The sequence below is a fragment of the Aerolutibacter ruishenii genome (assembly GCF_007830115.1).
GTDB classification, from domain to species: Bacteria; Pseudomonadota; Gammaproteobacteria; order Xanthomonadales; family Xanthomonadaceae; genus Aerolutibacter; species Aerolutibacter ruishenii.
This window is the reverse complement of sequence record NZ_VLKP01000006.1, coordinates 151,493-164,883: the sequence shown is the minus strand read 5'-3', so window position 1 is coordinate 164,883 and position 13,391 is coordinate 151,493. Positions and strand designations below refer to the sequence as shown.

General features: G+C 66.8%; 10 protein-coding genes. 6 read left to right on the top strand and 4 right to left on the bottom strand.

Annotated elements, in window-relative coordinates; translation table 11 throughout:
- Window positions 1–4 precede the first annotated feature (4 nt).
- The 3 genes from secD (at window position 5) to IP93_RS08655 (ending at window position 4,768) form a co-directional block, all read left to right on the top strand.
- Window positions 5–1,870, top strand: a complete 1,866-nt coding sequence (secD, locus tag IP93_RS08665; protein ID WP_144814566.1) for a protein translocase subunit SecD — start codon at window positions 5–7, stop codon at window positions 1,868–1,870.
- A 16-nt stretch (window positions 1,871–1,886) separates the two neighbouring features.
- A complete protein-coding gene (secF, locus tag IP93_RS08660; protein ID WP_144814563.1) occupies window positions 1,887–2,849 on the top strand; it encodes a protein translocase subunit SecF in 963 nt (320 codons plus the stop codon).
- Between the two features lie 203 nt (window positions 2,850–3,052).
- Window positions 3,053–4,768, top strand: a complete 1,716-nt coding sequence (locus IP93_RS08655) for a metallophosphoesterase (protein WP_158636311.1) — start codon at window positions 3,053–3,055, stop codon at window positions 4,766–4,768.
- Window positions 4,769–4,771: 3 nt separating this feature from the next.
- Here the strand turns inward: IP93_RS08655 and IP93_RS08650 are convergent, their stop codons facing one another.
- Together IP93_RS08650 and IP93_RS08645 are read right to left on the bottom strand one after the other, a co-directional pair.
- Window positions 4,772–6,178, bottom strand: a complete 1,407-nt coding sequence (locus tag IP93_RS08650) for an NTP/NDP exchange transporter (protein WP_144814558.1) — start codon at window positions 6,176–6,178, stop codon at window positions 4,772–4,774.
- Between the two features lie 145 nt (window positions 6,179–6,323).
- Window positions 6,324–7,154, bottom strand: a complete 831-nt coding sequence (locus IP93_RS08645) for an inositol monophosphatase family protein (protein ID WP_144814555.1) — start codon at window positions 7,152–7,154, stop codon at window positions 6,324–6,326.
- Window positions 7,155–7,250: 96 nt separating this feature from the next.
- Here IP93_RS08645 and IP93_RS08640 point away from each other — a divergent pair, with 96 nt between their 5' ends.
- The 3 genes from IP93_RS08640 to IP93_RS08630 all read left to right on the top strand — a co-directional run bounded on the left by IP93_RS08640 (window position 7,251) and on the right by IP93_RS08630 (window position 11,208).
- The gene (locus tag IP93_RS08640) at window positions 7,251–8,066 is read left to right on the top strand and encodes an RNA methyltransferase (protein WP_144814553.1); all 816 of its coding nucleotides are present in this window, start codon (window positions 7,251–7,253) and stop codon (window positions 8,064–8,066) included.
- A gap of 80 nt (window positions 8,067–8,146) precedes the next feature.
- Window positions 8,147–9,079, top strand: coding sequence for a phosphate/phosphite/phosphonate ABC transporter substrate-binding protein (locus IP93_RS08635; protein ID WP_144814550.1), 933 nt, complete (start codon window positions 8,147–8,149; stop codon window positions 9,077–9,079).
- The gene (locus IP93_RS08630; RefSeq protein WP_144814547.1) at window positions 9,076–11,208 is read left to right on the top strand and encodes a putative bifunctional diguanylate cyclase/phosphodiesterase; all 2,133 of its coding nucleotides are present in this window, start codon (window positions 9,076–9,078) and stop codon (window positions 11,206–11,208) included. The genes IP93_RS08635 and IP93_RS08630 overlap by 4 nt, the downstream gene beginning before the upstream one ends.
- Before the next feature lie 18 nt (window positions 11,209–11,226).
- Here IP93_RS08630 and IP93_RS08625 read toward each other — a convergent pair whose 3' ends face one another.
- Both IP93_RS08625 and IP93_RS08620 read right to left on the bottom strand, forming a co-directional pair.
- Window positions 11,227–11,859, bottom strand: a complete 633-nt coding sequence (locus IP93_RS08625; RefSeq protein WP_144814545.1) for an exopolysaccharide biosynthesis protein — start codon at window positions 11,857–11,859, stop codon at window positions 11,227–11,229.
- Window positions 11,843–13,171 carry a hemolysin family protein gene (locus IP93_RS08620; protein WP_144814543.1) on the bottom strand — a complete coding sequence of 443 codons (1,329 nt, stop codon included), beginning with the start codon at window positions 13,169–13,171 and terminating at the stop codon, window positions 11,843–11,845. Before IP93_RS08620 ends, IP93_RS08625 begins: the two co-directional genes overlap by 17 nt.
- Between the last annotated feature and the right edge of the window lie 220 nt (window positions 13,172–13,391).

The window sequence follows — 13,391 nt, the reverse complement described above, 5'->3', positions numbered from 1 at the left end:
ATCGATGCTGACTTACGCACGCTGGAAGTACTTCGTCATCCTGGTCGTACTCGTGCTGAGCACGCTGTATGCGTTGCCCAACATGTACCCGCAGGACAGTTCCGTACAGGTCACCGCCAACCGTGGTTCGGTGGTGGACGAGGCATTGAAGACCCGGGTCTCGGCCGACCTGGCCAAGGCGGGCATCACCCCCAAGGCGGTTGAGCTGGACAAGGGCAACCTGCTGGTTCGCCTGAATGACCCCGACGCGCAGGGCAAGGCGGCCGACGTGCTGCGCCCGGCACTGGGTAACGAGTACACCGTGGCCCTGAGCCTGGCATCCACGGTCCCGGCGTGGCTGGAGAAGATCGGTGCCCGCCCGATGACGCTGGGCCTGGACCTGCAGGGTGGCGTGCACTTCACCATGCAGGTGGACCAGAAGGCGACAATTGAAAAGCGCCTGGACGCCACCGCCGAAGGCATCCGCGCGCAACTGCGCGAAAGCCGCATCCGCTACGAGTCGGTGGAGCGTCGTGCCAACAACAGCGTGGTCGCCACCCTGTCCAACCCGGCAGACGCGGAGAAAGTGCGCGCGCTGCTGGCGACCAGCCAGCAGGGCATGCAGGTCGACACGGTCGGCAACACCGTGACGGTGCTGCTGACGGACGCCGAGATCAAGCGCCTGGCCGTCGAGGCCATCGAACAGAACGTCGGCACGCTGCGCAACCGCATCAACTCGCTGGGCGTGGCCGAGCCGATCATCCAGCGCCAGGGCGAGGATCGCATCGTGGTCCAGCTGCCCGGCGTGCAGGACACCGCACAGGCCAAGCGCGTACTGGGCGCCACGGCCACCCTGGAATACCGCGCCGCGCTGGAAGGCAATGCCTACGACGCGGTGGCCAGCGGCATCATTCCGCCGGACGCCAAGCTCTATTACCGCACCGAGAAAGGCCCGGACGGCAAGCCGATGCCGATCCTGCTCAGCAAGCGCGTGATCGCCACCGGTGACCAGCTGGTGCGCGCCACGTCGATGTTCGATTCGCAGTCGGGCTCGCCGGCGGTGTCGGTCACCCTGAACAGTGCCGGTGGACAGCGCATGTTCGACTTCACCTCCAACAACGTCGGCAAGCCGATGGCGGTGGTGTACATCGAGCGCATCCCCGAGGTGCGCGTCGTGGACGGGCAGGAAATCCGCACCACCCGCATCAGCGAGGAGGTGATCTCGGTCGCCACCATCAATGGTGTGTTCGGCAAGGAATTCCAGACGACTGGCCTGGAGAGCGCGCAGTTCGCCACCGACCTGGCCCGCCAGATCCGCTCCGGTTCGTTGGCCGCGCCGATGGATTTCGTCGAGGAGCGCATCGTCGGCCCAAGCCTGGGCCGGGAGAACGTGGAGCGCGGCATGCGTGCCGTGGCGTTCTCGTTCCTGTTCGCGCTGGGCTTCTTCCTGGTCTACTACCGCATGTTCGGCGTGATCACCTGCCTGGCGCTGCTGATCAACATGCTGGCGCTGATCGCGGTGATGTCGCTGGCCGGGGCCACGCTGACCCTGCCGGGCTTGGCAGGCATCGCGTTGACGGTGGGCATGTCGGTGGACGCCAACGTGCTGATCAACGAGCGCATACGCGAGGAGTTGCGCGCGGGGGTGCCACCACAGGCGGCGATCGCCACCGGTTACGAGAAGGCCTCGGGCACCATTGCGGATGCCAACCTGACCGCGATCCTGGCCGGCGTGGCGCTGTTCGCCTTCGGTACCGGTCCGATCAAGGGCTTCGCGGTATCCACCATCGTCGGCATCCTGACGTCGATGTACACCGCGGTCTCGGTCTCGCGCGGTATCGCCACGTTGATCTACGGCGGCCGCCGCAAGGTCAAGTCCATCGCCATCTGACGGGAAGCGCACGATCATGAAACCGTTCAATGTTTTCCCGTATGGCAGCAACTTCGACTTCATGCGCCTGCGCTGGGTGTCGCTGGGGCTGTCCGTGGCGTTGCTGTTGATCTCGTTTGGATCGATGGCGATCAAGGGCTTCAACTTCGCGCTTGACTTCACCGGCGGTACCGTCACCGAATTGCGTTTCGAGCGCCCGGTGGATATTGACGACGTGCGTTCGCGCCTGGATGCCGCTGGTTTTTCCAATGCACAGGTGCAGACCTTCGGTTCGGGCAACGACCTGCTGATCCGCCTGCAGCCCAAGGAAGGCGGCAGCGAAGGGGCGGGCGAGCAGCACAACACGGCGGTCGAGGTGCAGAAGGCGCTCGCGTTCGAGGGCAATCCTGGCAAGGTGCTGCGCAGCGAGTTCGTCGGCCCGCAGGTTGGCAAGGACCTTGCCCTCAACGGCCTCTGGGCGATGATCTTCGTCGTGGTTGGCTTCCTGCTCTACATCTCGTTCCGCTTCGAGAAGAAGTTCGCGGTTTCGGCGGTGCTGACCACCCTGCACGACGTGGTCGTGGTGCTGGGCTGGTTCTCGATCACCGGCCGGGAGTTCGACCTGACCGTGCTGGCCGGCGTGCTGTCGGTGATGGGCTTCTCGATCAATGACACCATCGTGGTCTTCGACCGCGTGCGCGAGAACTTCCGTACGATGCGCGCCGATCCGGTGGCCATCCTGAACACCTCCATCAACCAGACCCTGTCGCGCACCGTGATCACCTCGGTGGTGGCGCTGCTGACCGTGGTCGCGTTGTACGTCTACGGTGGCGGTTCGCTGAAGGGCATGGCCGAGGCGATGATCATCGGCATCGTGCTGGGCACCATCTCGTCGATCTTCGTGGCGGCGCCGCTGTTGACCATCGGGCCGCTGAGGGTCACCAAGCAGGACCTGATGCCGAAGGCCAAGGACGACGCCGCGCTGGCGCGCCGCCCGTGACCGTCGTGCGGTTCGCTTGACTGGGAGAGGCCGCCTTGTGCGGCCTCTTTCCGTTGGTGTGGTCATGTCCGGATGGAGTGAGCGCGATGTGTCCTTCGAGCCTGTCGAAAGCGCGCTGCCCCCGGGCATGTGCGTGGTTATGCGGGGCGCTCGCTGCACTGGCCGCTCTATCCGCGTCCGCGCAGTCCTACCGGTTCAGCAACGTGGACCGCGTGGTTGCGATTGGCGATGTGCACGGCGCATATCCGGAATTCGTCCAGGTGCTGGAAGGCACCGGTCTGGTTGACGCCAATCTGCACTGGATCGGCGGCCGCACCCACCTGGTGCAGAACGGCGATGTGTTCAGTCGTGGCGACCAGGCGCTGAAGGTGGTCGAGTTGCTGATGCGGTTGCAGGGCGAGGCGGCGGCGGCCGGGGGCGCGGTGCACCCATTGCTCGGCAACCATGAAGTGATGTCGCTGACGGGCGACCTGCGCTACATCAGCCCCGGGGAGTTCGCCACTTACGCCACGGCGGACGGCGCGGCGCGCGATCATGCCATTGGCGCACGCGACGGCTATCTGGAGCGGATGCAGGCATTGGCTCCGGAAGGGCGCATTGGGCGCTGGCTGTTGCAGCGACCGGTCATGATCACGATCAACGATGACCTGTTCGTGCATGGCGGCGTGTCGGACAAGCTGGCCGGGCAAACCCTGGAGCAGGTCAATGCCAATGCCATTCGCGACGTGCGTGCGTTCGCAGCGGGATGGCAGGCCTTGATAAACGGCGGTGCAATCAAGGCGACCGACGATTTCGACCACATCCTGGCAGTGGCCAAGGCGCTTGCGGTCACACCGGCCGATCCCCTCGTACCTCCATCCCCGTTGCAGGGCCATGCGCAGGCGATCACCGCGGCGGTGAAGGGGCTGCCGTTCCAGTCCGACGGACCCGTCTGGTACCGCGGCAGTTCGTTGTGCCACCCCTACACCGAGACGGAAGTCGCCAGGGCGGCGTTGCGCTCTCTGGGGGCCCAGCGGGTGGTGGTTGGCCATACCCCCACGCTGGACCACCATGTCAGTCTGCGCCTGGAGCGCCAGGTGGCGCGTATCGACACGGGCATGAACAGGGCGGTGTACGAAGGCAGGCCCGCTGCTCTGGTGATCGAGCAAGGTCGCATGCGGGCCTTCCATGCAGGCGAAGGCCTGGCAGAGCCCCGCGTTGAAGATCATCGCGAATGGTCCCGCCCGCATGGCATGAGCGATGCACAACTGGAGGAGTTCCTGCTCAATGCGCCGGTGATCCAGGATGAAACGCTGGACCTTGGCGTGACCAAGCCGCGGCGCCTGACCCTGGAGCGCGGTGGAACGCGCCTCCGTGCCGTGTTCAAGCACTTTGACAGTGACCCGGCGATCCGTCCCAGTGGACGTTGGGAGCGTCGCTTCGACCGTGCCGATCGCTACCAGTACGAAATCGCCGCCTACAAACTCGATCGCCTCCTGGGCCTGCAGATGGTGCCGGTGTCGGTACAGCGGCGCGTGGACGGCGTGCAGGGACTGGTGCAGTACTGGGTGGAAGATGCGCACAACGAGACCGATCGCATCCAGCAGAAACTGCAGTACGACAGCGATTGCAGCTTCGTGCGGCAGCATCAGCTGATCAACGTTTTCGATGTCCTGGTGCACAACCTGGACCGCAACACCGGCAATATCCTTTATGACCGCGACTGGCAGGTCTGGATGATCGACCACACCCGTGCCTTCAGCACGGAACAGGGGCGCCCGCCCGAGCTGCGCAAAGTGCCGATCGTGGTCTCGCCGCAGATGCGCGCGGCACTGGAGACAGTGACGGAGGCACGACTGGCACCATTGGCACCGTACCTGCACATCCGCCAGATCCGAGCACTGGTATCGCGGGCGCAGGCACTGCGCGGGGCCCCCTAGCGCTCAGGCCCGGTGCATGCGCGCATGCACACCGGGGCCACGCGTTATGGCATCGGGCACGCGTGAAGGCCTCTCGTTGGCGCGGACTGCGCGTGCATGGTGGTGGCCAATCAGCAGCGACACCACCAGGGCTGCCAGGGCCAAGGACAGGTTGAACAGCATGACCACGCCCATGGGAAGCTCAAGCCACTGCACGGCGACGAAGATCGTCAGCGCATGCAGCAGGTCGCCGAAACGCCAGAAGAAGGTGTCGATGGTGGTCTTGCCCACGTACTTCTGCTCGCGGGTCAGTGGCAGGAACAGCGAGTGGCAGCTGGTGCCATGCAGCGAATAGTTCATCCCGTTCTCCGCGATCATGGTCACCCGGACGAGGGCGAACACCGGCATCCAGGCCATCAGGCCGTAATTGGCCACCATCACCAGGGGCAGCATCACCAGCGCCACGCGCACGCCCAGGTACTTGAGCACCCGCGAAACCACGAACAGCTGCAGGAACAGCTGCAGCAGGGTGATCCACGCGAAGTAATCGCCGTAGAACTGCCCGATGAGTTCGCGCTCGGCCTCCACATCACCCGTCCCCACCTGCTGGGCGGCGTAGTCCTCGACGAAGCTGGCCAGGATGAAGCCACCGGTGGAATTGACCCAGTTGATCAGCGCGACGAACACCGCGATCAGCAGGAGGTAGCGGCTGCGAAGCACCACATCGAAGCTGGATCGCAGTTCGCCAAGCCCATGGTGTGCGTGCAAATGCCGCGCCTCTTCCTCTGGCGAGCGCGAACCCTCGGGAACGCTGCGCTCCACCAGCACGCTCAGGCCAAGCGCCGCCACCAGCAGTGCCGCGGCCACCAGCATCATCGGAAACGGCCCGATGGCGGAGATCAGCCAGGCCGACAGCCGGCTGCCACTCCAGGCGCCAAGGGCGGCGCCCACGGCGATGATGGCGAACAGCCGCTGGCCACTGCGGATGTTGAACAGGTCCGCGGCGAAGGCCCAGAACTGCGCCACCAGCATCACGCTGAACACGCCCACCCAGACGAAGAACGGCACGCCGATGGGCACGCCAGTCGCGCCCAGCGCGCAGAACACCAGCAGGTTGGCGATGAAGAACCCCATCACCCAACGCAGCACGGTGGACTTGCTGCCACGACCGTCCAGGCGGTCGAACAGCAGCTTGTACAGCGGGATCAGGAAGATGAGCGTCACCGCCACCGCACCCACGGCATAGCTGCGCACCACCGAGGTGCCTTCGGCCAGGATCAGCGCCTCACGCAGGGGGCGGATCAGGTAGTAGGCCAGCAGCAACAGGAACACCTGCGCCACCATCAACAGGATGGCACGACCTTCGCCGGGCCGCACGGTGGCCAGCAGCTGCAGGCCACGTTCGATGGGAGACAGTCCGGAGGTGCGCATGGTTCCACCCGTGCAGGCGAGGGCCGCATGGGGACATACAGGAAAAGCCCGCGGCGATGACACCGCGGGCTTCTGGTCAGGCGCTTCCCGCGGACTTCAGGCCGGGCGGGGCAGGGGGGGCGCCGGGTTAACCCGGCACCAGGCGTCAATCGAACGCGGCGGCGTAGCCGGTGTTGACGATGCGCTGCTGCAGGAGTTCGGCCACGCGCACGTTGCCCGCCACCAGCGGGCGCGGGTTGATGCCGCGCACGTCCATCGGGCCGGTGGCGCGGCCGCGGAAGTCGCAGACCTTGCCGCCCGCCTCACGCACCATCAGCGCGCCAGCGGCGATGTCCCACGGCTTTACGCCGGCCTCGAAATAGGCGTCGGCGCGGCCGCAGGCCACGTAGGCCAGGTCCAGCGCGGCCGAACCGGTGCGGCGGATGTCCTCGGCCTCGGTCAGCAGGCTGTCCACGCACTTCAGTTGTGCACTGGTACGCGCGCGCTCGCGCGGCGGGAAGCCGGTGATGAGCATCGCGCCGTTGAGGTCCTTGCGGTCGGCCACGCGCACGCGCTTCTCGTTGAGCACGCAGCCGCTGCCGCGGCTGGCGGTGAACAGTTCGTTGCGCAGCGGGTCGAAGATCACGCCGTGGATCGGCTCGCCGGCTTCCAGCAGCGCGATGGACACGCAGAAGTGCGGGATGCCGTGCAGGTAGTTGCTGGTGCCGTCCAGCGGATCGATGACCCACACGTAACGGGCCTTGCCCTCGGCGCCGTTGAGCGGGCCGCTTTCCTCGCCCAGGATGCCGTAGTCCGGGGTGGAACGGCGGAACTCCTTGATGATCTCCTTCTCGGCCAGGGCATCGACTTCGCTGGCGAAGTCCATGCGGTCCTTTTCCACCACGTTCAGCGCGTCCAGCTTGTACATGTGGCGCAACAGCACGTTGCCGGCGGCGCGGGCGGCCTTGACCATGAGGGTGACGGCGGGTTTCTGCATGGCAACGGGCCTCTCGTGGCTGAGGTTGGGGTCTGGCTGGCGGCGATAAAGAACGATCCGGCTCGAGGCCGGCCGACCAGTTTACCATTACCGCCGATGAACACCGCCCCCCACGCACTCGCCAGCCGCCTGCGCATTGTCCTGGTCGGCACCCAGCACCCCGGCAACATCGGCTCCGCGGCCCGCGCCATCAAGACCATGGGCCTCTCGCGGCTGGTGCTGGTGGCCCCGGAGAAGCCCCCCAACGCGGAGTCCTACTCGCTGGCCGCAGGTGCCGACGACGTGCTCGCCGCCGCGATGACCCATGCCACCCTGGCCGAGGCGGTGGCCGACTGCCACTTCGTGCTGGGCTGCACTGCCCGCAGCCGTCGCGTGGCGCTGGAGGAACTGATGCCCGCCGACGCCGCTGCCCGGGCCGTGGCGCGCGCCGGGCAGGGCGACGAAGTGGCCCTGGTCTTTGGGCGCGAACGCACCGGGTTGGACAACGATGAGCTGCAGCTCTGCCATGCCGCGGTGCATATCCCCGCCAATCCCGAGTACAGCTCGCTCAACCTGGCGATGGCGGTGCAGGTGCTGGCCTACGAGTTGCGGCTGGGCCTGTTGGGTGGCGCTAAGGGGGCGGCGGAGGGTGCGCCGCGACCGCATCCGGTGACCGCCCCATCCGTGGACGAAGATCCGGACAGTCGCACCGATCCGCCCGCCACGCACGCACAACTGGAGGGCTTCTTTGGCCAGATGGCCGAGGTGCTGGACCTGATCGACTTCCACAAGGGGCGGGTGCCCGAATCGGCCATGCGCAAGCTGCGCCGCCTGTTCCTGCGTGCCGATCTGGACGAGCGCGAGGTACGGCTGCTGCGCGGCATCCTGGCCGACGTGGAACGCACCGTCCGCCTGGGTCCCAAGCCGGGGTGAGCGTTGGCAGGCTCTCCCCGGCCATGCCTATACCCGCCAGCGGCGGATTCGTTTAGTCTGCCAAGCGGCCCGGCATCCGGATGTGCTCCTTGATCGTTCAGCTTCGCAGCGTCGCCCTGGTCCTGCTCGGATTCGCCTGCGGCGCGCTGTTTCCGGTCAGGGCTGCCCAGGACGATGGCGTGCTGGTCCTTGGCCGCATCAGTGACAACCCGCAGGACCATTACGAGCAGCTCAAGCCGCTGCTTGATTATGTCGTGCCGCGCATGGCCGATGTCGGCATCCGCGAGGGGCGCGTGCTGATGGCCAAGGACGCGCAGCAGATGGCCAGCTACCTGCGTCGCGGCCGGGTTGACTGGGTCACCGAAACCGCGGCCTCGGCGGCGCTGTTGCGCGAACGCGCAGGTGCGCAGCCCATCCTGCTGACCGAGCGTGACGGCACCAGTTACTACCACAGCATCTTCTTCGCCCGACGCGACAGCGGCATCCGTTCGCTCGACGACCTGCGTGGCCATAACGTGGCGTTCCAGCGCGCCTCGTCGACCAGCGCCTACTACGTCCCGGCGGCGGAACTGCTGGCGCGTGGCATGCGCCTGGAAATCCTGCTGGCGCCGGCGGACGGCGTTGCCGCCGACGAGGTCGGCTATCTGTTCGCGCGTTCCGAACTGAACATCTCGACGTGGGTGCACAAGCGACTGGTTGACGCGGGATCGATGAGCAACCTGGACTGGGACAACCCGCGGCACATGCCGCCCGCGTTCGCGCGCGATTTCGTCATCATCGGCAAGTCGGAACCGTACCCGCGCGCCCTGGAACTGGTGCGCGACGACCTGGAAGCGCGCATCCGCGACCGCCTGGTGCAGGTGCTGGAGGATGCCGCCGCAGACCCCGACGCCAGCGAGGCATTGCTCAAGTTTTTCAAGACCACCCGCTTCCAGCCCCTTGACGAGCGCGCGCGTGACTCGCTCCAGCGGCTTGCCACGGGTATCGATCGCGTGCGCCGGGAGGTCGAATGAGCCTCCGGCACGGGCTGCAGGCCCGCTTCGTTGGGCTGTTGGCGCTGATGCTGTTGTTCTTCCTGTCGGTGCTGGTGGTGCTCTGGCACCGCCAGGAACGGATGCAGGAACAGGTGGAAGCCACCAGCCGCGCGGCCATGCGGGAGATGGCCAACGACACGCTGCGGCGCAACGCGGAAAGCGTCGTGGGCGAGATGGCGTTGGCGATGGCCAACCCGCTCTACTACTTCGACCTGGATGAGATCGGGCGCCTGGGACAGACCACCTTGCGGCAACCCGGTACCCGTTACGTCCAGGTGTTCGATGCGCAGGGGCGCATCGTCCACGACGGCAGCGAGGACATCCCCGGCTACGGCCAGGCCATGGACGACCCGCTGGCGTACGAAGCCGTCGCCGCGCGCCGCGTGCATACGCAGGTGGGTGGCGACATCATGGATGTATCGGCACCCATTTCCATCGGTTCGCAACGCATCGGTGGCGTGCGTGCGGGCTTTGACCTCAACGTCGTCCGCCAGCACCAGGAGCGCGCCAGTTCCGGCCTGCGCAGCCAGTTGCAGGCGCTGGGGCAGCAGCACCTGTTGTGGATCGGGTTGCTCAGCGGCGTGCTGGCGGCGCTGGGCGTGGCGATGGCCTGGCTGATCCAGCGTTTCCTGGTGCAGCCCATCAGTGACCTTGCCGATGCGGCCCGTTCCATCGAGGCGGGTCGCTTCGATACGCCGCTGCCGGCCAGCCAGCGGCGGGACGAGATCGGCGACCTGATGAATGCATTCTCGCGGATGGGGGCCAGCGTCGCGCGGCACGACCGTGAAATCCGCAGGATGGCGTATACCGATGCGTTGACCGGGCTGCACAACCGGCTTGCATTCCGCGAAGCGCTGGACCAGCGGTTGCTGACGCTGCACGGGGCGGGCCGCCAGTTGGCGCTGTTGTTTGCCGACATCGACGACTTCAAGCGCATCAACGATACCCTGGGCCACGAGGCCGGTGATGACGTTCTGGTGCAGTTCGCCAACCGTATCCAGGACGTGGTGCAGCAGCACGGTGGTGACGGCGCCTTGCTGGCGCGGTTTGGTGGCGATGAGTTCGTGATCCTGGTGGAGTCGGGTTCCGGCTACGGCGACGAGATACGATCGGCCGCCACGCGGCTGGCGGAGGCGCTGGTTGAGGTGCTGGGGCAGCCGCTCATGATCGAAGGCCGCCAGGTGTTCCTTGGTACCTCGGTGGGCATCACGCTGTTCCCCGAGGACGCTTCCGGCGCGACGTCGCTGATGAAGAACGGCGACATCGCCATGTACCAGGCCAAGGTCGCCGGCAAGAACTGCTACCGCTTCTACAGCCGCGCCATGGACCAGGCGGTGGAGCGCCGTGTGCAGATGGAGCATGAGCTGCGTGGTGCGTGGGACCGCGGTGAACTGAGCCTGGCCTACCAGCCGGTGTTCGATCTGGCCGAAGGGACCATGGTTGGCGCGGAGGCCCTGCTGCGCTGGCGGCATCCCAAGCATGGGCTGGTCGCACCCTCGGTGTTCATCGAGGTGGCCGAACAGAGTGGCCTGATCGAAGTCCTGGGTCCACGGGTGCTGCGGGCCGCGTGCCGTGATGCGGTGCGCTGGAATACACGCCGGTCCGGGGACAGGCCGCTGTTCGTGTCGGTGAATGTTTCGCCGCGGCAGTTGCGCAGCGGCGACCTGCCGAAGGTGGTGGCCGCGATCCTGGCAGAGACCGGGTTGTCGGCGCGGCAGCTGCACCTGGAACTGACCGAGACGGCGGTGATCGGCGATGAGGTCCACGCGGGCAACCTGCTTTCGCGCTTGCGCCAGACCGGGGTGAAAGTCTGGCTGGACGACTTCGGCACCGGTTTCTCGGGTCTGAGCCACCTGCGCAGGGTGCCCGTGGACGGGGTCAAGATAGATCGCAGTTTCATCGCCGACATCCTGCGCGACCCGGACGACCTGGCGCTCACCACCGCGATCATCGCGATGGCGCATTCGCTGGGCATCACCGTGGTCGCCGAGGGCGTGGAAAAGGAAGGCCAGTATGCGTTGCTGCGCGAACGGGGTTGCGACCTGGCGCAGGGCTACTGGATCGGCCACCCGGTGGCGGTCGACGAGTTCCTGAGCCTGCTGGACTGATTCCCGGCTGGTGCCTGATCAGATGGCCAGGTCGATCCAGCGCGAGGCGGCCCCCGCGAGGCTGCCCGACAACACGCCGAAGACGCCGATGCCGACGATACCGGCGCCCCATGCCACCAGCATCAGCCAGCCGTCGCGCTCCAGCAGGGCCAGCGCAAACAGCAGCAACAGGGCCCCGAACAGGAAGTTGGTGAACGGGATCGGCAGCGACAGCAGCAGGCCCAGCAGCACCAGCAACAGGCCGGTGAAGCAACTGGCCACGCGCAGGTCCAGTACGGCCTCGGCGCGGGGGCGCACCAGGCGCTCCAGCCGATCGAGCCACGGTGCCAGGCGGTCGCGGAAACGAACCAGGGACTGGCGCTGTGGCCCGCGTTCCGCCAGCGCCCGCGGTAGCCAAGGCCGGCGCAGGCCGACCAGCAACTGCAGTCCCACCAGCATCACCAGCGGCCCGCTGACCGCGCCCGCCAACCCTGGGATCGGGATGAAGGCAGGGAGGGTCGCGATGAAAAGCATCATCCCGAAGGAGCGGTTGCCCAGACCGGCCAGTACATCGCCCAGTCGGAGCCTGTCACCCGGGTAGCTGTTGGCGATCAGGTCCAGCAGCGCGCGCGTGCCGACATCGTGCGGCCGCCGGTCAGGCCGCGACGGCATCGTCGCCTGCCTCGTCCGGCACGGACTGGCGTTGCAGCAGCAGCTTGTCGATGCGCGGCCCGTCCAGGTCGACCACCTCGATGCGCCATTGCGCCCATTCAAAGTGTTCGCCCACGTGCGGAATGCGGCCGAAGTAGGCGATCACCATGCCGGCGGCCGTGTGGAAATCATGCTCGTCCTCGCCGGGCAGGCGGCCGCCACCGATCAGTTCGCGCAGGTCTTCCACGGGCAGGGCACCGTCGAGCAGGTACGAGCCGTCGGAACGCTGCACCACCGGTGCCGTCGCCTCTGCGTCGGCTTCCACCGGTTGCAGGCGTCCGATTACCGCGCCCATCAGGTCGTTGATCGTGACCACGCCGGACACGTCGCCGTACTCGTCCACCACCAGCGCCAGCGATTGCTGCTCCTCCCGGAAGATCTCCAGCAGCTTCAGCGCGTGCGTGGACTCGGACACGAACAGCGCCTCGCGCAGGTCGTCGAACAGGTCCACCGGCGCGCCGGGCTGCAGAACGCGCAGCAGCGACTTGGCCTCGAGGATGCCGACCACGTCCTGGTCGCTGTCGCGGTACACCGGGAAGCGCGAGAACGGGCTGTCCTGCATCGTTCCCAGGTTCTCCTCCAGCGAGGCGTTGATGTCCAGCCAGGTGATGCGCATGCGCGGCGTCATCAGGCTTTCCGCGGTGCGGTCGCCCAGGCTCAGCACGCGGTTCATCATCTTGCGTTCGTCGGCGTCGATGACGCCCTGCTCGTGGCTTTCGGTCACCAGCAGGCGTATCTCCTCTTCGCTGATCTCGCTGCGGGCGTCGTTGCCGATGCCCAGAAGGCGCAGCACGCCGCGGTTGATCGCGCCCAACGTGGCGACCACCGGGCGTGCAACGCGCGACAGCCAGTCCAGCGGAATGGCGACCGCCGACGCGATGCCCTCGGGGTTGGTGAGCGCCAGCCGCTTGGGGATCAGCTCACCGAAGATCACGGACGATGCGGTGATCAGGCCGACGGCCGTGCCTACGCCAATCGAGCGGGCGTACTCGCGCGCGGCGGGCACCACGCTGTCGATGGCGTCGGCGATCAGCAGGCCGATCGACTCGCCACCGAACACGCCAGTCAGCACACCGATCAATGTGATGCCCACCTGCACCGTGGACAGCAGGTTGTCCGGGTGCTCGGCCAGTGCGAGTGCGGTGCGGGCGCCGTGGCTGGTTTCGGCCAGTTGCTTGAGCCGCAGTTTGCGCGAAGTCATCAGCGCCATCTCCGACATCGCGAAGAAGGCATTGAGCACGATCAGTGCGAAGACGATCAGCAGCTCCAGCATCGGCTCCACTCCGGGGTGCCCGACGGGCGGGGCGGGGTCAGCGAGGCTGGCGGGGTGGCGCGGGTAGGCGCCGGATCAGGGTCGTCGTCCATGGAGGGGGTAGGCAAACGGCGAGGTGAGCCGCGGGCCGATCTTAGCAGGCAGGGCCTTCACGCCGCCTTGAGGGCAGCGCGGCCGTCGCGAAACCGTCATAATTCCGCCCGCTTACCCCATCCCCGGC